19 protein-coding genes are annotated in these 21,197 nt (G+C 38.3%); all 19 read right to left on the bottom strand.

Annotated features, from left to right (window positions below):
• Window positions 1-43: 43 nt before the first annotated feature.
• Window positions 44-1,327 carry a cell division protein FtsA gene (gene ftsA, locus ACGLXV_RS08775; RefSeq protein ID WP_119707462.1) on the bottom strand — a complete coding sequence of 428 codons (1,284 nt, stop codon included), beginning with the start codon at window positions 1,325-1,327 and terminating at the stop codon, window positions 44-46.
• A 129-nt stretch (window positions 1,328-1,456) separates the two neighbouring features.
• Window positions 1,457-1,807 carry a small basic family protein gene (locus ACGLXV_RS08770; RefSeq protein ID WP_119707461.1) on the bottom strand — a complete coding sequence of 117 codons (351 nt, stop codon included), beginning with the start codon at window positions 1,805-1,807 and terminating at the stop codon, window positions 1,457-1,459.
• Between the two features lie 2 nt (window positions 1,808-1,809).
• Complete coding sequence (locus ACGLXV_RS08765) at window positions 1,810-2,538, bottom strand: DUF881 domain-containing protein (RefSeq protein ID WP_119707460.1); 729 nt, start codon at window positions 2,536-2,538, stop codon at window positions 1,810-1,812.
• A gap of 52 nt (window positions 2,539-2,590) precedes the next feature.
• Window positions 2,591-3,292, bottom strand: a complete 702-nt coding sequence (locus ACGLXV_RS08760) for a DUF881 domain-containing protein (protein ID WP_391558308.1) — start codon at window positions 3,290-3,292, stop codon at window positions 2,591-2,593.
• Window positions 3,270-4,064, bottom strand: coding sequence for a cell division protein FtsQ/DivIB (locus ACGLXV_RS08755; RefSeq protein WP_391558307.1), 795 nt, complete (start codon window positions 4,062-4,064; stop codon window positions 3,270-3,272). The genes ACGLXV_RS08760 and ACGLXV_RS08755 overlap by 23 nt, the downstream gene beginning before the upstream one ends.
• 163 nt (window positions 4,065-4,227) lie before the next feature.
• The gene (murB, locus tag ACGLXV_RS08750) at window positions 4,228-5,136 is read right to left on the bottom strand and encodes a UDP-N-acetylmuramate dehydrogenase (RefSeq protein ID WP_391558306.1); all 909 of its coding nucleotides are present in this window, start codon (window positions 5,134-5,136) and stop codon (window positions 4,228-4,230) included.
• Window positions 5,137-5,214: 78 nt separating this feature from the next.
• The gene (gene murG, locus ACGLXV_RS08745; protein WP_119707457.1) at window positions 5,215-6,321 is read right to left on the bottom strand and encodes an undecaprenyldiphospho-muramoylpentapeptide beta-N-acetylglucosaminyltransferase; all 1,107 of its coding nucleotides are present in this window, start codon (window positions 6,319-6,321) and stop codon (window positions 5,215-5,217) included.
• Window positions 6,322-6,526: 205 nt separating this feature from the next.
• Window positions 6,527-7,627: a stage V sporulation protein E gene (gene spoVE, locus ACGLXV_RS08740; RefSeq protein WP_119707456.1), complete on the bottom strand. Its 1,101-nt coding sequence runs from the start codon at window positions 7,625-7,627 to the stop codon at window positions 6,527-6,529.
• Between the two features lie 95 nt (window positions 7,628-7,722).
• Entirely contained in the window at window positions 7,723-9,075 is a 1,353-nt protein-coding gene (gene murD / locus ACGLXV_RS08735; RefSeq protein WP_391558305.1) for a UDP-N-acetylmuramoyl-L-alanine--D-glutamate ligase, read from the bottom strand.
• Window positions 9,076-10,050, bottom strand: coding sequence for a phospho-N-acetylmuramoyl-pentapeptide-transferase (gene mraY / locus ACGLXV_RS08730; RefSeq protein WP_391558304.1), 975 nt, complete (start codon window positions 10,048-10,050; stop codon window positions 9,076-9,078). It abuts the gene before it with no gap.
• 147 nt (window positions 10,051-10,197) lie between these two features.
• Window positions 10,198-11,667 (bottom strand): UDP-N-acetylmuramoyl-L-alanyl-D-glutamate--2,6-diaminopimelate ligase, encoded by a 1,470-nt coding sequence (locus ACGLXV_RS08725; RefSeq protein ID WP_391558303.1) that lies wholly within the window; start codon window positions 11,665-11,667, stop codon window positions 10,198-10,200.
• A gap of 148 nt (window positions 11,668-11,815) precedes the next feature.
• A complete protein-coding gene (locus tag ACGLXV_RS08720) occupies window positions 11,816-13,765 on the bottom strand; it encodes a stage V sporulation protein D (RefSeq protein WP_391558302.1) in 1,950 nt (649 codons plus the stop codon).
• A 97-nt stretch (window positions 13,766-13,862) separates the two neighbouring features.
• On the bottom strand, window positions 13,863-16,100 hold the full coding sequence (locus ACGLXV_RS08715) for a penicillin-binding protein (protein ID WP_391558301.1): 2,238 nt from the start codon (window positions 16,098-16,100) through the stop codon (window positions 13,863-13,865).
• Window positions 16,100-16,453 carry a cell division protein FtsL gene (ftsL, locus tag ACGLXV_RS08710; RefSeq protein WP_119707451.1) on the bottom strand — a complete coding sequence of 118 codons (354 nt, stop codon included), beginning with the start codon at window positions 16,451-16,453 and terminating at the stop codon, window positions 16,100-16,102. Before ftsL ends, ACGLXV_RS08715 begins: the two co-directional genes overlap by 1 nt.
• 21 nt (window positions 16,454-16,474) lie before the next feature.
• Window positions 16,475-17,407, bottom strand: a complete 933-nt coding sequence (rsmH, locus tag ACGLXV_RS08705; RefSeq protein ID WP_391558300.1) for a 16S rRNA (cytosine(1402)-N(4))-methyltransferase RsmH — start codon at window positions 17,405-17,407, stop codon at window positions 16,475-16,477.
• A gap of 39 nt (window positions 17,408-17,446) precedes the next feature.
• A complete protein-coding gene (mraZ, locus tag ACGLXV_RS08700; protein WP_251515898.1) occupies window positions 17,447-17,878 on the bottom strand; it encodes a division/cell wall cluster transcriptional repressor MraZ in 432 nt (143 codons plus the stop codon).
• Between the two features lie 208 nt (window positions 17,879-18,086).
• On the bottom strand, window positions 18,087-19,721 hold the full coding sequence (gene bshC, locus ACGLXV_RS08695; RefSeq protein WP_119707447.1) for a bacillithiol biosynthesis cysteine-adding enzyme BshC: 1,635 nt from the start codon (window positions 19,719-19,721) through the stop codon (window positions 18,087-18,089).
• Window positions 19,722-19,817: 96 nt separating this feature from the next.
• Entirely contained in the window at window positions 19,818-20,207 is a 390-nt protein-coding gene (locus ACGLXV_RS08690) for a DUF3397 domain-containing protein (RefSeq protein WP_119707446.1), read from the bottom strand.
• Entirely contained in the window at window positions 20,208-21,110 is a 903-nt protein-coding gene (locus ACGLXV_RS08685; protein WP_391558299.1) for a 2-dehydropantoate 2-reductase, read from the bottom strand. It abuts the gene before it with no gap.
• Window positions 21,111-21,197 lie beyond the last annotated feature (87 nt).

The raw sequence follows: 21,197 nt of genomic DNA, 5'->3' as shown, positions 1-21,197 counted from the left end.
CTCCTAATTCGTCGATATTCCCGGTAGCGGTCAATTGAAAACACTATTCAAAAAAGTAACCAAGGAATTTTTTCACTCGTGATGTCATTTTTTCTTCCGGCTGCTTGTCCGGTTTTGTTTTTGGTTGTGGCTGCTTTTGAACTCTTTTTTCCTTTGTTTCAGAGGCAGCTGTACTGTTACCAATAGACCGACCTTGTATTTTAGCATTTTTATAAGCGAATTTTATTAAACCGACAGCAGTCGTGTATTGCGGCTCACGCACTCCAATATAATCCGGAATGGCGATGCGTACTCGGTTTTGGAAAACCACTTGAGCTAATTCAAGAATTCCTTGGGTGTTTGCAACTCCACCTGACAACACATAACCACCAGGTAAATCACGAATGCCCAAACGTCTAATTTCATTTTGAATAAGGTCAAAAATTTCTTCCATTCTTGCTTCAATAATATCAGAAACTTCTAGCTGGTTAAATTGTTGATGCTGATCGCTTCCGATAATCGGTACACTAAACACTTCTTCCTCGGAAGCATGGTCATAAAATGCATGTCCGTGTTTCGTTTTTATTTTCTCAGCATCTTCAGTAGATGTGCGAAGACCAATCGAGATATCTTTTGTTATATGGTCTCCACCAACTGGAAGTACACTTGTTGCTCGCAAAAATCCTTGTTCAAAGACACTAATGGTTGTTGACCCTCCACCTATATCAACGAGTGCCACACCTAAGTTTTTTTCATCCTTTGAGAGTGCAAAGGCACCAGAAGCTAGTGGTTGTAAAGTAATATCAAGGATTTCTAATCCAGAACGTTCTACGCATCGAAGAGTATTATGTAAAATCGTCTTAGAACCTGTAATTATCGTTCCTTCCATTTCAAGCCTTACACCTATCATTCCCCGCGGGTCATTAATTTCATCTAGTCCATCAACAATAAATTGCTTAGGAATGACATCAATAATCTCACGCTCAGGAGGAATAGATATTACTTGCGCTGCATCAATTACTCGAGCTACATCATCATTGGTAATTTCACGATTTTCACTTGAAACAGCTACTACACCATGACAGGGCTGTAACATCACATGGTTCCCAGTTACACCAACAATTACCTTATTAATTTCCATGCCTATCATTCTCTCAGCTTGTTCTATTGCCTTTCTAATAGAATGAACGGTTTCATCTATATCAACAATGGATCCTTTTCTTAGTCCTTCGGATTTAACATTGCCAACACCAATAATATTTAAAGAGTCATTGACCATTTCCCCAATGATCACTTTTACACTGGATGTACCGATGTCAAGACTTACATATATTTCATTGCTGTTCATTCTTTGGCACCTCCTTTAACAATTCAAAAAATTGAACAACAATTCCCGTTTTTCAGACCGTATAATATTGTATCTATAAAATTATTCGGCAAAATTAATGTATTCCCTTTTAAAATATACAAATTTTTTCTATTTTTCTTTACTTGTAGACCATTTTGTTAGCAAAATTCTTCGAATAACGGCGATATTTTGAAATAGCCTTACTCCAAAGGCAAAAACTGCTGCTAAATACAAGTCTACACCAAGATGAACACCTAGAAAAGCTAAACTTGCAGCAAGAATAATATTAAAGAAAAAACCGGAAACAAAAACCTTTTCGTCATATATATTTTGCAAATGCGCCCTGATTCCCCCGAATAAAGTATCAAGGGCAGCTAGTACGGCAATGGATAGATAATTAGAATATTCCTCAGGAACTGATATATCGGTTAATAAACCTAGGACGACTCCAATTATTAATCCTAAAAGGGGAAGCCACATGATTAACTATCTCCTTTGTCAGATTTTACTTGCTCCATACCTCTAATTCGAATGGAATCTTCAAAGGCTGGGACAGTAATGGAAAGCTCAGGCTTCTTTACAGTAACTGTTAGATTATCAATAAAGAATTCTTCTGCTGATTTGGAAACCTGCATTTGATTGTACAGCTTTTCCGCAACGGTAAAATCCTCCGTCAAAACAATGATTTCGATAGGAAATTTCGTTAAGGAACGTCCGTTTATTTTCGTTTCGCCATTAATATCACGGATAACAGTTGTATTGATCACCCTTTGACCTGCGACTGAAACATGTTTTGCGCCATACATATTTATTTCATTAAGAAGTCGTTCTAATAGGTCAGCTGAAAGCGTAGCACCTGAAGTCCCTAGGATCAATTCTTCATTCAGTTGTTCTATGTAAATCGTCAAACCTGGTCCAGACAACTCAGTTAGTCCTGCTTCTTGCTTTAATTCCTCTAGAGTATTCCTTAATGTGTTTCCCTTGCCCTGCTCCCTTTCCGTTTCGTATTCGTTCAATTTTTCTTCATTGGAACGAATTTCTTTAATCAGTCGGGATTGAAGCTCCTTTTCCTTCACTAAGTCTTCACGAAGCTGCCATGTATCCCTTGTGTCTCTTACCTCTGGCTTAGAGACAGTTTGAAATTGGATAGCAAGCATAAAGCCTACAATCACCCCGATGATTACCAAGCTATTTATTTTCTTTCTGTCCACGCAATAATCACCTAGCTTTCTAAAATATTTGTGGACAAAACTTGCAAACGAGTTAAGTACCTAATAGTGGATCCAAAATAACTTCTTCTTTTTTCTCGATCGTTACTTCAATATTGTCACTTACAAGCATATCTTTAATTCCACCTGTTATATTCAAAGCAGAGGTCATCACATCAGGATCACCAATAGCCGTAATTACGAATGGAGCAGGATGCTGATATCCATCCACTTCAATAACTGGACCATTACAAAGAATATAGGAATTATGTGTGAGCCTTTGCCCATTAATCGCAATTGCCGCAGCACCCGATATATATAACTCATTGATCACTTTAAAGACATGATGCTCATGAACAATATAGTTATTAATGTTTTCTTCATTCGGATTGTAGTCACCATCAGCAAGGGACACTTCTACTCCCTTCCCTTTTACCTTCACTTTACCTACAAACATACGATATTTCTCTGCGTCTTCCGCAAGATTGAAGAAAACTTGTTCTTCCTTCGCTAATTCTTCTTCAATTTCTACAATTTTATCTTGCTTTTCCTTTAACTCATTTTGAAGCTCTCGGTTTCTTTCTTCCTGAGCAATCAACTGATTGCGCAGTTCTAAATCACGATTCCACTGCTTGTCCGATATCGTATTTTGTGCCTTTTCCTGTTTAGTTAAGTGGTAAGAAAAAGACACCATATATCCTAATACAAGGAAAACTAACGAGAGGATAACATGTTTACCCTTCACCCTCTTCTTCACTTGTTTCAACTCCTCCTGATTCGTATGTTTTAAAATACGAACCAACCTCTAAATCAATAACTCCCTTTTGTGACGGATCTAACTGACTCACGATGGAAGGGTAGTGTATCATTTTTTTTGAAAAGCTCCTTAAAGATGCACTAACTTCATTTCCATCATTCATGTATAAAGAAATATGGAAACGATCCGTTTCTTTTGGTGTATAGTTCACTTCAGAAATGGAGTAAAGAATTTCAAACGGGAGCTCTTTCAGACTACTAACCATCTCTTCAAGTATCTCTCCTTCTGTAAAACCAATTAATATTGGAGCATTAGAAGGTGAGCTTGTACTTCCTTCATCCTGTAATATTTCACCATTCTCTAAAACGGGAATAAACGAATTTTCTTTTGCAATAACTGCAATCCGATCATATTCCTTTACAGTAATTAATACATTATTAGGGAATGACCATTTTACAGTTGCTGATTTTATTTCCGGAAGCTTCTCTATTTCCTTTTCCACTTCTTTTTTATCGAGCTTCCAAATATTCATACCCGTGGACAAGCCACTGTTTTTCACTAGATGTTCAGCCTTGTATAAGTCATTACCTGTAACACTTATTTTTTTAATATGACTTAACGGTGATTGGAAATAAACGACGCAAACGATTAACAAGAAGAATAAACTTAATAAAGTGACCAGTCTTCTATTAGCCTTTTTTCGTCTTTGTTGTTTCAACTTGGGAATCCGTTCTTCAATTGAGACTATTTTCCCCTGATCCAATCCAATCACCTCACCATGTAAATATATTTTGTGTAAAAAACAGATAATCCAATAATTTTTTATAAGTGAAAACAACGGCACGAGAAATCATGCCGTTATTTTTTAGGTAATAAGTAATTTCCCAAGTATTTATTATATCATATACCACTACTTTGTAAGGGGGACATTAATCCTATTTTATTCCTATTATTTCAACTTCTGTTTCCATTTTTACTTCATACAAGTCATATATCGTATCCTTGACATGCTGAATTAACTGTAAAACATCGTCTGCCTTTGCATTTCCTGTATTTACGATAAAATTCCCATGCATTTCTGATATTTTAGCCCCACCGATTTGGTAACCCTTTAGGCCCGCAACCTCAATCAACTTACCTGCATAATTCGGCAGTGGATTTCTGAAAATGCTACCCGCACACGGGAAATTCCAAGGTTGGGTCTCTTTGCGGTAGTCTTTGTTCTTTTGCATTTCACTAAAAATAGAATCCTTGTTTCCTTCTTTCAAAGAAAAAACTGCTTCAACAACAACTCCTGGTCGCTTTTTTTGCAGCACAGAGGTTCGATAGGAAAACTCCATTTCCTCGTTCGAAACCCATTCTAATGTGCCGTCCTCAAATAGTACGAGAGCTTTGTCAAGTATCTTAGAAATATCAGATCCGTGTGCACCCGCGTTCATGAACACTGCCCCACCGACAGACCCAGGGATCCCACTAGCAAACTCTAATCCTGATAACCCTTTTCTACTGATGGAGGTTGCCAAGCTCACAAGTGAGTGTCCACCACCAACCGTAAGTGTAGTACCATTTATTTCAACCTTATCTAATCCTGAACCAAGCTTAATTACCACACCGGAAATTCCTCGATCAGACACGAGTAAATTTGACCCTCTTCCAATAGCAATCCACTGTACTTTATACTTTCGGATCAAATTCATGGTCGTTTCTAAGTTTTCTACTGATGAGGGCTCTACAAAAAGTTCTGCAGGTCCACCAATCTTAATCGTTGTATGATTCGCCATGGGCTCATTTTCTTTAACCGTTCCAATCTTAGACTGCTTTAATTCTTCAGCTAATCCAATCATTCCTACCTCCCCTTTCAGTCGGAGTTATTTTATCTTATGCATCGTGTCAAACCTAGGCTACAAACGAAGGAATCATTATTATCGACTGTTTCTTTCTTTTAATAACGTCTCCATTAATCGATACAGTCTCTGGGCCGCATCACGAATCCCTAATTTATAGGCTGCTTGCTTCATTTCTTTTAAGCTCTCTTTATGAAGTAATAGAGAATCCATTTGCTCTATTAATTTAGTAGCCGTTAAGTCTTTTTCAAGCATTAATATAGCAGCACCATGATCACTTAAGGCGCGAGCATTTTTTTCCTGATGATTGTTTGTTACATAAGGGCTAGGAACTAGTATGCTTGGTACTCCTAAGGATGTCAATTCAGCTAACGTCGTTGCACCTGCTCGAGCAACAATTAAATCCATTCCTGCAAGAACTTCTGGCATATTATGAATAAAAGGCTTTACAATGACATTATCAGGATTCCCAACTAGTTCCACTTCTTTGAGTACTTCATCGTAGTGAACCTCTCCAGTTACATATAATACTTGATAAGGTTTTTCACTAAGCACTGATAATGATTTTAAAATCGCTTCATTTATTGGCCGTGCCCCACGACTTCCACCTACTACTAGCACTGATGGGATATTCGTTTTTAATCCAACAGACAGCTTCCCTTTAATTCCATCCTTATTTAATACTTCAGATGCTCTTGGATTTCCTGTAAGCTCAACCTTTTCTTGAGGAAAATAGCTTTTGGCTTCCTCAAAACAAATAGCAACCTTATCAACATACCGACTTAAAAACTTATTCGTTAATCCTGGTACACTGTTTTGTTCATGTATGATTGTTGGAATTCCGAGCTTAGAAGCAGCATAAACAACAGGACCACATACGTACCCGCCCGTGCCTATGACAACATCTGCTTTAAATTCTTTTAAATATTGCTTACTTTTTTGAACACCCTTTAAAAATCTAATCACCGTTTTTACATTATCTATTGAAAGTTTACGTTTAAACCCAGTAATATGTATTGATTGAAAAGGAATATTTTCTCTTCTAACAATGGTGTTTTCTAATCCTTTTTCGGTACCGATATATAAAAACTCAGCATTTTTATGTTCCTTTTGTATCTCTCTAATAAGGGCTAGAGCCGGATAAATATGACCACCGGTTCCACCACCACTTACAACTATACGCAATTCTTTCCACTCTCCTTAACGTTGAAAAATCAACTATTCTCGATGATAGTCATGATGTAATCTGAAAAAAATCACCCTCACGTTTTACCCCATTTTACTATATTTCAAACGACAAATCGAAAAACAACGAACGATTGTCATCTAAATGTAATAATAAACAGAAGAGAACCCTGCATGAATAACAGGGTTCTTAAGCTTATCTATCTCATAATTTCGAGTGTTTACTAACGTTTAGTAGCACCCCAATGGCCATAAGCATGAGTGTTAAGGAAGAACCTCCATAGCTCAGAAACGGAAGAGTAATTCCAGTAACCGGCATCAGTCCTGTAACCACACCCACATTAATCATTACTTGAATAGCGACCATTGCAACAATTCCAACTGCTAAAAAACTACCAAATAAATCTGGAGCACCTAGAGCAATTCGAATTCCACGCCATAATAATAAAGCGAATAGAAGTAAAACAAAGGATCCTCCAATGAAACCCAATTCCTCAGCCAAGATGGCAAAGATAAAATCGGTTTGTGGTTCAGGTAGATAGAAGAACTTTTGTCTACTTTGTCCTAATCCTAAACCGAATAATCCACCTGGACCAATCGCATAAAGAGACTGAATGATTTGAAAACCACTGCCGAGTGGGTCCTCCCATGGATCTAAAAAGGAGGTAATCCTCTTAATTCGGTATGGGGCTGATATAACTAGGCCAACAAACCCAATAACCCCTAGCAATCCTAAGCCCACAAAATGGCCAATTCTGGCACCAGCGATAAAAATCATGACAACCGACGTTCCAACCATCACCGTTCCAGTTCCTAGGTCTGGTTGTAGCATAATCATCCCGAATGCAAGAAATACTAAGCCAAGAGATGGCATAAGACCTTTTCTGAAAGAAGTAATCTTTTTTTGATTTTCCGAAAGAAACTTAGCTAAAAACGCAATCATCGCGAGCTTCATAAACTCTGAAGGCTGAATAGAAAACGCACCAACCCCAATCCAGCTTCGGGAACCGTTTCTTACATTTCCTATCCCTGGGATGAGTACAAGAACAAGAAGGACAAAACAGATGATTATGATCATTTTTGCGAAAGTTCGCCACGTCCAATAATCGACATTCATAATGAAGAACATGGCCACAATTCCGACCCCAGCAAACAACATTTGTCGTTTGGCAAAATAAAAGGAATCGTCAAATTTATAGTCAGCCCAAATGGCACTCGCACTATAAACCATAATTAATCCGGTCGCTAAAAGGGTAAATGTTACAATCAATAATATCAGATCTGGAGTAGCTTTTTTAGTCGGCAAAAGAACACACCTCGAATGCAAGTTTTAGGGCTTACAGTGAGGATTACACCTTAATTAGATACCATTACGTTCAATAGTCTCCATAAGACAAGCCCTTACTTAAGCTTATGCACCGCATTGATAAAAATGTCTCCTCTAACCTCAAAAGTTTTGTATTGATCCCAGCTAGCACATGCAGGTGATAAGAGGATCACATCTCCTGAACTTGAGTGTGTAAAGGCAACAGGTACGGCTTTTTCCACATTATCGACACGGACAATTGTTTTTATTCCTGCCTTCTGTGCTGCCTCCTCAATTTTAGGAGCCGTTTGTCCAAACGTGACAACAGTTTTCACATTGTGTAAGAATGGAATTAACTCGTCAAACCCGTTTCCACGATCCAATCCTCCGGCAAGTAACACAATAGGTGTTTTAAATGCAGTTAAAGCTTTTTCTGTCGCTAATATATTTGTTGCTTTTGAATCATTATAAAACTTACGCCCTTCGATTTCTCCAATATATTGAAGACGATGCTTAACACCAGTAAAAGTGGTCAGTACCTCGACGATTGCTTCGTTTGAAACATTTGTAAGCTTTGCAGCTGCTACTGCTGAAAGGATATTTTCAAGGTTATGCTCACCGGGTAAAACAATATCAGCGATTTCAATAATCTTTTCTTCTTTAAAGTACAGATAATCATCTAATACATAGGCACCATTTGGTTGAAATTGTTTTGTAGAAAAAGGAACACAGACCGCGTTGCTTCTTTGGCCTATTTCAAATGTGCTCTCTTGATCTCCATTAACGATAAAGTAATCTTCATCTGTTTGGTACTTCGTTATATTTGCTTTCGCACTCCAATACTCTCCTCTGGTACCATGATAGTCTAAATGAGCATCATACAGATTAGTGAGTACAGCAATCCTCGGCTTAAATGTTGTAATTCCCATTAGCTGAAACGATGATAGTTCAATAACAATCGTATTTTCAGATGTTGCTTCCTGAGCCACTTCTGACGCAACCGTTCCAATGTTCCCCGCAATTAAAGGTGCCTTATTTCCTGCCTTTAACATTTCAAAAATAAGAGTGGTAGTTGTTGTTTTTCCATTCGTACCTGTAATGGCAATAAAAGGAGCTTCAGAAATTTGATACGCCAGCTCAACTTCAGTAATAATTGGAATTCCTTTTTCAATGGCCGCCTGGATCATTTCATTATGATAAGGAATACCTGGGTTCTTTACGATAAGCTCAAAGCCTTCATCTAAAAGCTCGACTGGATGACTTCCACAAATAACTGTGATCCCTTGTTCAAGCAACCCCTGAGCTTCAGGATTCTCAGATAATGGCTTATTATCATTCACAGTGACAAACGCACCTAAACGGTGCAACAAATTTGCTGCACCGACCCCACTCTTCGCTAAACCAAGTACAAGTACTTTTTTATGAACATAATCTTTAATATCTCTCAATTACAACCACACCTCGATATAGATTCCTAATACAGCACATATTAACCCAACTGTCCAGAACGTGACAACTACTCTCCATTCGGACCAACCAATTAACTCATAATGATGATGCAAAGGACTCATACGGAATATCCTTTTACCAGTCGTTTTAAAAGAAATCACCTGTAGAATCACGGACAATGTTTCAACTACAAATATTCCTCCAATAATGATTAGCAGAATTTCTAGCTTAGTTAAAATGGCAATAGTAGCTATCGCTCCCCCTAAAGCAAGAGATCCCGTATCTCCCATAAACACTTTAGCGGGATGGGCATTAAAGACAAGAAATCCTAGTACAGCACCAACAACTGCTAAAGAGAAAATGGCTACATCATATGCCCCCTGGTTCCAAGACAGTACAGCAAAAGCTCCAAAAGCAATAGCTGCTGTCCCCGAAACTAGCCCATCTAAACCGTCTGTTAAATTTACCGCATTTGAAAACCCGACTAGCCAGAAAATGATAAAAAATACATACAGCCAACCAAGGTCAAAACTAATGTCTGTTAGTGGAATGGAGACTGTTGTTGAGAATTCATTTTGTCTTAAAATAAAATAAAAAATAAACGAAATAACGATTTGTCCAAATAGCTTTTGCCTAGAAGTTAATCCTAAATTCCTCTTCATGACCACTTTAATAAAGTCATCTAAAAATCCTAAAAGACCAAACCCTATTGTTACAAAAAGTAGTAAATATGTTTGTACGGAAAGCTCCGAATACTTCGATGTCATCACAATAGTCGTAACAACGATAGATAATAAGATCATCGTACCGCCCATCGTCGGAGTACCTGATTTCTTTTGATGCGATTTAGGTCCTTCTTCTCTAATGCTTTGTCCGAATTTCAACCTTCTTAAAAACGGAATCAAAATTGGGGATAGGATGACCGAAATGAGAAATCCCACTAATATGGTGAATAATATAACTTGCTCCATCACTTTCCCCCCACTTTTTCCATCACGGAAACACTAGTATGAATAAGCTGTTTATGTAGTACAGCAATATCATATGTTTGTTCCTTTGTATTCAGAAGTTTTTCATGTGAAAATTTGTATAATATCATGTAAATTCTAGCCTTTCTTGCTTTACGCTTTATTTTTTTCTAAAATAGCATCCTTTGCAACGAGTCTGTCGTCAAAATGGTGGATATCCTTGCCAATTTGCTGATATGTTTCATGACCTTTTCCAGCAATGAGGATAATATCATTTTTTTCGGCTTGATTAATCGCCTCGTAAATCGCCTGCTTTCGATTTTCAATGACTTTATATTTTCTTCCTGAAACCCCTGTTTCCATCTCATTTAGAATCGCAAACGGGTCCTCACTTCTCGGATTATCAGAAGTAAAAATGGCATCATCAGCATAATCACAAGCGATTCTTGCCATCAATGGTCTCTTTGTACGGTCGCGGTCCCCGCCGCAGCCAACGACCACATGAGTCTTCCCTACAGCAAATTCTTTAATGGTCTCAAGTGCGTTCTGTAAACTATCTGGTGTATGGGAGTAATCTACTATAACAGTAAAGTTTTGTCCTGCATCGACAAGTTCAAATCGTCCTGCTACACCTTCCATGATGCTTAAAGCGTCTGTTATAACAGATAATGGAATTCCTAGTGCCATTGCTGCACCTATAGCCGCGAGTACATTATATACATTAAATTTCCCAACAAGTTTGATCGTCACCTTAGAGGAACCGATTGGAGTAACTAATAAGAAAGTGGTGCCTTTTGCTGACATGGAAATATTAGTTGCTTTAATATCTGCATCATGCTGAATGCCATATGTTAGGATATGTGCCGAAGTGGAATGTGCGTACTGCTCACTAGCCTCATCATCGGCATTTAGTACAGCATATTTCGGTTGATTAAGAGTAAATTTATTCCCTAGCTGGGCAAACAATAAACCTTTTGCTCTCTTATACTCCTCCATCGAACCATGAAAATCTAAATGATCCTGTGATAAATTTGTAAACACAGCAACATCGAAGTCCGTACCATGAACTCTTCCTTCCACTAGCGCATGAGAGGAAACCTCCATAACCGCACAATCAACTTGCTTTTCAATCATTTGATGAAAGATGTTCTGTAAAGTTAAGCTCTCAGGAGTAGTATTTTTTGTTTCAAGAACATCTTCACCAATTTTCGTATACATGGTCCCGATTAGCCCAGTTTTCTTTTCTGCCTCTTTCAGAATATGGTCGATAATATGACTCGTTGTTGTTTTCCCGTTTGTCCCGGTGATTCCAACAACTTTCATTTTCTGACTTGGCTGTCCATAAAAAGCATCTGCTATAACTGCCATTGCACGTTTTGTATCTTTTACAATTACAACAGGTACGTCCACTTGTAACGGTCTTTCTGCTATAACGGCTACCGCACCAGACTTCACCGCATTCTCTGCAAAATCATGACCATCGACAGTAAAGCCTTTTATACAAATAAATAAACTACCTTCTGTTACTTTACGATTGTCATTATGTATGTGTAATATGTCTGGATTTTCACCCTCGAAAGGAACAAGCGGTTGAAGGTGATTGACCAGTGTATGTAGTTTCATTTCCTCAAATCCTCTCATAATTTAACCTACTTCCAAAAAAAAGCATGCGCCTATCTATTTTACATGAAGTTACCCTTTTTCGCTATTCTATAATGTAGCATTTTGAAAAGACGGCGAAAAAACTTCGCCGTCTACACACTGAATCAGTCTATTCTTCTTTCTCTTTCTCGTCTTCTTTCTGTTCCACATTATCAAAATACAATCGAATGGTTGATCCTTCTTTTAACTTTACCCCTGCTTCCGGTGTTTGCTTTACAACTACATTACCTTCTCCAGAGGTTTCAATTTTCAGATTAACAAATAAATCGCCAAGTTCTGTTTTGGTCATCCCAACTACATCAGGAACCTCAATCATTGGTACATCTGGCCACTTGTACTCTTTTTCTAGCTGACCCTTTCTTGGTTCTACTCCTAAAGCTCTCAAACTATCACCCATAATGCTACCTACGATTGGTGCGGAAACCACTCCCCCAAACTGTGTAGTTCCCTTAGGATTGTCAACAGCCACATACACAACGAGTTGCGGGTCGTCCGCTGGCGCAAATCCAATAAAAGAAACGATATGATTATTTTCCATATACCTTCCGTCCTTTACCTTTTGCGCTGTTCCTGTTTTACCACCAACTCGATAGCCTTCAACAAAGGCTCTTCCACCTGATCCTTGTGCCACAACACTTTCAAGAGCGTATCGAATTTTCTCTGAGGTATCTTCTGAAATTACCTTTCGTTTCGCTACTGGTGACTTTTTCATTACGACTTCACCAGTTCGCGGATCAACTAATTCCTTCGCAATATAAGGGGTGTATAACGTACCACCGTTAATTGCTGCCGATATCGCAGCAACCTGTTGAATGGGTGTAACTGATACCCCTTGACCAAATGCAGTCGTAGCTAATTCCACTGGTCCGACTCGATCTAGATTAAATAAGATTCCTTTTCCTTCTCCTTGTAGGTCAATTCCTGTTTTTTGTCCAAATCCAAAATCCTTTATATACTTAAATAATGTATCTTTCCCGAGACTTTCACCTAATTGAACAAAACCTGGGTTACAGGAATTTTGCACAACCTCCAAATAGGTTTGCGACCCATGTCCCCCTCGTTTCCAGCATCTTAGCGTCGCTCCACCAACTTTGACCGATCCAGAGTCATGAAAGTGATCATTCTCTAAATCTACTTTCCCCTCTTCAAGTGCAGCTGCTAGTGTAATAACCTTAAAGGTAGACCCTGGCTCATACGTACTCCAAACAGGGAGATTTCGGTTATACACTTCAGGATTCACCTCTTGGAACTCAGCTGGATCAAACCCCGGCCGGCTTGACATTGCCAAAATCTCTCCGGTATTCGGGTCCATAGCTATGGCTATCATACCATCAGGATTATATTGCGCCTGCGCATTATCCAACTCTCTTTCTACTATCGTTTGTACCTTTGAATCAATGGTTAGTTTTAAATCTAATCCATCAACAGGAGCCTCATAGTCATCTGCCATATCATTCATTCTTTGTCCTTTGGCATTTGCATAGAATTTTACAGAACCTTCTTCTCCCATGAGCTCTTTGTCATAATACGCTTCAAGACCTGTTAATCCCTGATTATCACTCCCTGTAAAACCGAGAACATGAGATAAATAGTTCCCAAACGGATAGTGGCGTTTCGAATCTTCTCCGATATATACACCTTCTAAGTTCAAATCACGAACTTCATTCGCCTTTTCATGGGTAATTTTTCGCCCCTCATTAATTCTCACGATCGACGCTGACTTTGTTACATATTGGTACGCTTTCTCTTTTGAAAAGTTTAAAACGGCAGCTAGCTGCTCTGCTGTTTTCGCAGGATCCTTCACCTGTCTTGGCACTACATAAACGGTCGGTGCACTTTTATTTGTAGCGAGTGCAACACCGTTACGATCGACAATTTCACCACGCTCGGGTTCAAAAGGTATATTCCGACTCCAAAGATCTTTCGCTCCATCGGTTAAAATATTTCCTAAGGCAAATTGTACATACCCTAGCCTTACATCAATAATAAGGAAAATGAGAAACCCTACTAAAAGTGAGATCGTTAGTCTTTTTCGTACTGTAACATTTGACACTCGCATCTTCGTTAGAACCTCCTAACAACATATATGGCTCGTTCCACTATATGCTTGTACAAAAAAAAATAGAACGCACAAGCATCACTTGTACGTTCTAAGATTATTCTGATTCCACTTCTTCTGCTTGTTCTTCTGAACCTTCTTCTGTTTCTGTTCCAGTTTCCTCAGAAGCATCATCACCAAGCTTTGTTTCTTCTTCTGTCGGTGCCTTCAGGTGAATCACTAAATGATCACCCGCTTCTACAACACTTCCTACACTTATATTTTGTTTTGTCACATAGCCGCTGCCAGTTGTACTTAGTTGTAAATTAGCAAGCGAAGCAATCTTAACAACATCTCTTAAGGACCATCCTGTAACATCTGGCATCGTTAAATCTCCGTCTGTTACAATGAATACCTTTTCTCCAGCGAGTATTTTCTCTCCCTCTTGTGGAGATTGTGCAATGACATTGGTTCCATTCCCAATAACAATGGTATGAGCTCCAAAACTTTTCACTTGCTCTTCGGTCTCTCCAACGTTTTTATTTAGAAAATCTGGAACAGTAATTGGCTCTACCTCTTTTTGCTCAGCTGGTTCAATATTTAAATACTGAAGACTATTTTTCATAACTGGATTAAATATCATGGAAACTGGTATAGATCCTTCTGAATAATGGTCTACCTTCGGCTGCTGTACTGCCACATAAATAATTAATCGCGGATCATCTGCAGGAGCCATCCCTAAAAACGAAAACACATAGTCATTCTTCCCATTTAAGTACACACCATTTTGGGTCATACTCGCAGTACCTGTTTTCCCAGCAACCTGATATCCTTCAATATTGTATCGGTTATACCCTGTTCCCTTCGGCGAACTAACCACTGTCTCTAGATACTCAAGAACCTGGTTGGCGGTTTCCTCTGAGATTGGTGTTCCGACAACTTCTGTTTCTGTTTGCTTAATCGTCTTTCCTGACGCTGGATCTACAATCTTATCAATCACATGTGGTTTCACCATTTTACCGCCGTTTGCAATAGCAGTGGCTGCTTGAATTTGCTGAATTGGTGTAATGGCTGTTCCTTGTCCATACCCTGTTGTAATTTTATCAATTGGGTATTGGTAAACGATCTTTCCGCTCGTTTCATTGGGAAGGTCAATCCCAGTTGGCTGATCAAACCCAAACTTCGTTAAATACTCTCGAAACGTATCATACCCGATCTTTTCCTTCACAAGTTTAGCAAACGCTACGTTTGAGGATCTTTGTAATCCTTCTAAGTAGGAAATTGTACCCCACCCGCTACCATTATGATCGTGAATCCTTTGCGAATTTTCGGTTGGTTTATACGAACCTGATTGGTACCCCTCGTTCGGATTGAAAACTCCTTCCTGAACGGCAGCCGCAAGAGTGAAAATTTTCATTGTTGATCCTGGTTCAAATGAGTTTTCGATTACCTCATTGTGCCAGGTGTCAGAGATTCCTTCTCTAGTTGTTGGATGGAACGTTGGTCTTTGCGCCATCGCTAAAATTTCACCGGTCTTTGGATCAGCTACTACCGCGACCATTTTAGCTGGATCATACTGTTCATCCACTTTGTTCATAGCATCCTCAAGAAGAGTCTGAATCTTTTTATCTAGTGTTAAATAAATATCATATCCATCTTTAGCCGCTGTTACATTTTCCTCACCGCCGGGTAGGATATACCCCCAAAAGTCACCAGGGTAATTTACTTTCCCGTTAATTCCGGTTAATTCCTCGTTCATTGATTTTTCGATTCCAAGCTGCCCAACCGTCTGATTCGTTTCTTCATCCACATCAACATAGCCAACTACGTGAGAGGAAAAAATGCCGTTTGGATAAAAACGCTTTGATCCACGTATAAATGTAATTCCTGGAAGTTTTAGATTTTCAATTTCTGTTTTTACTTGAATTGAAATATCTCTACCCTTCGTTCCGAACTCTACCTGCTTAGCACCCTCTTTAGAAAGAATTCTATAAATCTCTGATTCTTCTAAATCAATCACTTTTGACAACTCTCTGGCCGTCTTTTCTTTGTCAACGACATGTCTTGGATTTTTAGGACTAGTGGTTAATGTTTCATCCAAAATCGCAACTAACTTGAAGGAAGCTGTATCTTCTGCGATCACTTCACCATTGTTGTCATATATCGTTCCTCTTGTAGCCTCAATCGTTGCCTCTTTCTCATATTTTTGCTGAGCTAAAGCAGACAAATTCTGCCCGTGCACTTCTCCTGTTGCCAAAATCGTTACATACCGAAAAATTAAGACAAAAAAGAGCAGGCTAAATATTATAAATAATATCGCTGCTCCCACATTCATATTGGGCTGTTTCTTTGTCATTACTCCTGCACAACCTTAACATTATTGTCATTAAGCTTTAATCCAAGCTTTTCTGCCATGCTGCGGATTCGATCTGGAGTGCTTAACTCTCCCACTTGCATTCTTAAGTCATTATTAATCTTCTGTTGGTCCTCTAATTTAACAGAGGTATTTTGTATATCCTTATTTAATTCATAAATCGCCGCTTGATTTGAAATAATATGTACGGCACCAAAGCATAGAGCGGCACAAAAAGTGACACCAAGGATTTTCTCTCCAGGAGACAACCATGAGTTGGTCTTTCTTACCTTTTGAGGTGCTTGTACGGTTTGTTGCTGCTGTTCCTGCTGAAGCTTCCTTGCTAAGTTACTCATCCTATTCCCTCCTAGATAGGTTTACAGCTTTTCGGCAATACGTAACTTTGCCGAACGTGCTCGATTGTTATGTTCTAATTCTTCTTCTGATGGCACAATTGGTTTTCTCGTAATTAACTTTAGTTCTGGTTTGAACTCATCCGGGATAATAGGCAATCCTTTTGGAAGGTCTGGTGTTTCACTAGCCTTCTTAAATATCACCTTACAAATCCGGTCCTCTAATGAGTGGAAAGTAATGACACTAATTCTTCCACCAGGGTTCAGTAAATCAATCGCTTGATTTAACGAATCTTCAAATACACCTAATTCGTCATTTACTGCAATTCGGATTGCTTGAAAAATTCGTTTAGCTGGATGCCCACCTTTTCTTCGAGCTGGAGCCGGTATTCCCTCTTTGATCAAGTCCACTAGCTCTCCTGTTGTTGAAATTGGCTTTATTTCTCTTGCCGCCTCAATTTTTCTAGCAATTTGTTTAGAGAATTTCTCTTCTCCATATTTAAAGAATATTTTCACTAGCTCTTCAAAACTCCAGGAATTAATAACGTCATATGCGGAGAGGTCTGCCTGTTGATCCATTCTCATGTCTAAAGGGGCATCATGGTGATAACTAAATCCTCGTTCCGGTGTGTCTAATTGTGGGGAGGAAACGCCTAAATCATAAAGAACTCCATCAACCTTTTCAATCCCTAGCTTGTGTAATTCCTCTTGCAGGTATCGAAAATTACTTTTTACAATAGTTAATTGCCCTTCATATGCAGCTAATTTTTCCTTTGCATTTTCAATGGCAACGTCATCTTGGTCAAAGGCAAATAATCTTCCTTCCTTTGACAACTTGGATAGAATAAGCGCACTATGCCCCGCTCCACCCATTGTACAGTCCACATATATACCATCTGGTTTAATATTGAGTCCATCAACAGTTTCGTGCAAAAGCACGGTAGTATGTTCAAACATTGTTGTCCACCTTTCGAATTACGCCCATGAATAGAATCCTTAAATATCAAATCCAATCATATTCTCTGCAATTTCAGCAAAAGATTGCTCAGATTCTGTAAAGTATTCTTCCCATAATGTCTTACTCCAAATTTCAATTCGGTTTGAGACTCCGAGAACGACGCATTCTTTTTCAAGCTTTGCGTATTGCATTAGTGGAGTAGCAATGTTTATTCTTCCTTGTTTATCCACTTCACATTCAGTCGCACCTGAGAAGAAAAAACGGGTAAATGCACGAGCGTCTTTTTTAGTTAATGGTAAACCTTTGAGCTTTTCCTCAATCTGATCCCATTCACTAAGAGGATAACCAAATAAACATTGATCTAAGCCGCGTGTTAGCACAAAGGTTTCTCCTAAGTGTTCACGGAACTTTGCAGGCACAATTAAACGTCCCTTCGTATCAACATTATGATGGTATTCACCCATAAACATGCCCGCTACCCCCACTCTCTACCCTAAATGTACCACAATCCCCCACTTTCCTCCACATGTTTTTATAAATTCTCCCCCCACTGTTATTTTCCTGCAAAAATAGAATGAGAATGATTCCCCTTTTTCTTATAAAAAGCTTTAAAATCATATAAAAATTTATAAAAACCGACAAAAAAGACCTTATCATAACGACAAGGTCTTTCCTAGTTTATAATTTTACCACTTGGTGACTTCCATCAAACAAATACGGTTGTGTTAATAATTCATCGATAAACGAGAGTCCGTACTGGTTAAGAAAATAAAAGAGGTTCCAGATTCTTTCTTGCGGTGAACCGGATGGCTTCAGTTTACGTTCGATTCGATTATATTTTTCTATAACCACTTCATGCTTTTGTAGCAACGCAAGTTCAAGTCGATTTTCCATAAAATCGATTTGCTTTAAAAGTAAGCTTTCATTTTTTTTCAACAACGGAAGCATACCCTTATAATGTTGCTCTGTCTTTCTCTCAATTTCCAGGTAGTTTTTGACTAACTGGTCTTTTGTTTCAGCAAACAATGTCTGGAAACTACTGTCACGGTTGGCATCTAGAAATAATTCCTTTTGTTTTCCCGTTCCAGCAGTTAGAACGTCTTCTAACTTTAACCCTAGTTCTTCCATGTCGGAGCTCACATTTCGTTCAATCAAACTAATGTTTAGCCGCGGAACAATCGGAGGCATTTTCATATCAAAATGCTCAAACACTTCCTTTAATTCAGCCCAGTATGCAATCTCTCCTGGTCCTGCAATAAACGCTAATGTCGGAAACAAGCACTCTTGCATAAGTGGTCTCGTCACGACATTATTGCTTAAGCGTTCAGGAAACTCACTGGCAATTTCTAACATTTCATCGTATGAAAAAGAGACAGAACCAGAAGCGCCTACAAATTGTTGTTGTTCTGGAATATAATCTAATAAAATTCTTTCATGAGAAACTTCATCGTAATAAAAGAGGTTTGCACAAAGATCATTTATCACAATCGTTTGTGTCATTCCTATCTCTTCGAGTTCTTGCTGCTTCTTTTTTACCTTTTCAGTGATCTCTTTTGTACTTTTAATTTGATTAATAAAATATTCTTTTTCTAACTTTCTTAATCCCTTATCACCGGAATCAACGATAAGTAAACCATAATCTTTAAACAGGCTCATCGTAATCTGTGCAAAAAAGTCGACAAACGTTACTGACTTTTCAATAGCAGCATCGGCAAATTGAAGCAGGGATTTCGTGTGTTCCGTCTCCCCATAGGAGGAGATGATATCAGTAACCCAATTCTTTAAAACATCCTTCTTGATCTCAATATTGGTAACCATTCGTTTATCAAGAACCTTCTCCGGGTACATCGACTTTTCAAGTTGATTGTCTTTTTCTACAAAAATATGATTCACTTCATCATAGTCGTGGTCCTCACCTGCTATCCAGAAAACCGGAACAACCGGAACAGACAGTTCTGCTTCCTGCTTCTTAGCAAATAAAATAATAGAGAGGATTTTATGTATACTGTATAGAGGTCCGGTTAAGATACCTGCTTGTTGTCCCCCAATGACCACCACGCTATCCGGGTTCCTTAGTTTAGAAATTGATGCAACAACCTCATTCGAACTAGGGAACTTACTCATGTACTCCCCAATATAGTCAGCAAGCTCTTCCCTTTTAAAGCTTATATTTTCTAGATCCTTTACTCTTTTCCTATAGCTCTCTGTTTCTTGAAATTGATAATGAAATAACGGACGTATGAATGAATTCCCAGTACTATAATCGGTAGCAAACTGATTCGTTGATGGGAGAAAGAGATTAACCATCTCCATTTATGTACTTCCTTTCTCTTTACAGTATTTCTAATCTTCAGTATAGCACTGTGTTTATGGAAAATAAAAACCTTTGCATTTTCATCATGCATTCGTTCACGAAATAGATTTTGTCACACTTAAAAAGATACCTACGCATATTAATATGATATAGGCAGAAAAAAACAATAAGAAATTAAACCTCCAAAATCCCCGAAACACTTTTTTTAAATCAACTTCTTCATTTAATTTGTACTGAAGGAGTAAAGATAGAATGGCCATGGCAATCATTAAAATAAAAATAAGCCACAATAATGAGAAGTCCCAGATTGTAACAATAAGATAATGAACAGACAGGATAAAAAGTACTGTAGTGATATCCAAAGCAAGGTGAACTGCTTTTCTATGTTTCTTTGTAATCTGTTTAGCAATAACAAACACAACAAAATACCCTATAATTGGAACGGTCACTAATGTGGCAAATACTGTAGCAAAAAAGCTTCCCATTTACATCCCCTCCTCCTTTATTTCTTTGCCTTTTATGCAATGATAAAAGGTTAAAGTGAGCGGCACTTTTATTTCCTTCCTTTGTGCCTCCTCAAGAACGTACCCGAGAATGGCATCAATTTCTGTTCTTCTATCATTTTTTACATCCTTAAGCATAGACGACTCGTTTTTTGCTGTATTTTTACACACGTGTACAAGGTTTTCATAATATGTAAGGCGGTCTAAACTTAGTGCAAGACAAACCTCATCAAACAACTGTTCAAATATCATTTGATAGTATTTATTTGTTAAAAGACTTCCATTGGTCACACCTAATATAGCTGTTAAAGGGTTTATTACCGCATTCACAACGAGCTTTTTCGTTAGCATGACCATGTATTCCTGTTCGAATTGAGCGGGAAAATTCTTTATGGACTGGAAGATAAGCTCATCAAGAATCCATCGGTCTCCTTCAACCGTTCGAAATATCGCTAGTTTCGTAACCCCTATGCCTGTATGACTCACCGTATGGTTATTTTCTCTTAATGCTCCATGCTCAACGGAACCTATAAATAGGGACCTTGCATTTATTTTTTTTAGAAGAGATAAATGTCCCATTCCATTCTGAACAAACAATAATGGTAAGTTGGGAGGAAAAGTTAGGTCCTTTATTATTTCCTCTAACATATATTCCTTCACACAAAGAATCACAAGTTCCATACCAGTTTCATCCCATTGACTAATCGGTCGAACGTTTATTGGCAAACAGATAGATTCTTCACCATTTTTCCTTATCAAACCATTCGTACGAATACTTTCACTCTGATCCTCTGACCTCGTGTAAAGGATTACATCATTTTCTTCTTGTAAGTAAGAAGAAAACAAAAGACCTACAGCTCCACCACCAATGATCGCAATTTTCATTCTATCTCCCTCGATGCGTCAATATTACTATTAGTTTACCAGAAGAAACTGAAAGAAGGTATTAGAAAGGTCATTCGTATCAAAAAA

Origin of the sequence: Robertmurraya sp. (genome assembly GCF_036676585.1) — a bacterium.
Taxonomy (GTDB): domain Bacteria; phylum Bacillota; class Bacilli; order Bacillales; family Cytobacillaceae; genus Robertmurraya_A.
This window is presented reverse-complemented; position numbering and strand designations above follow the sequence as displayed.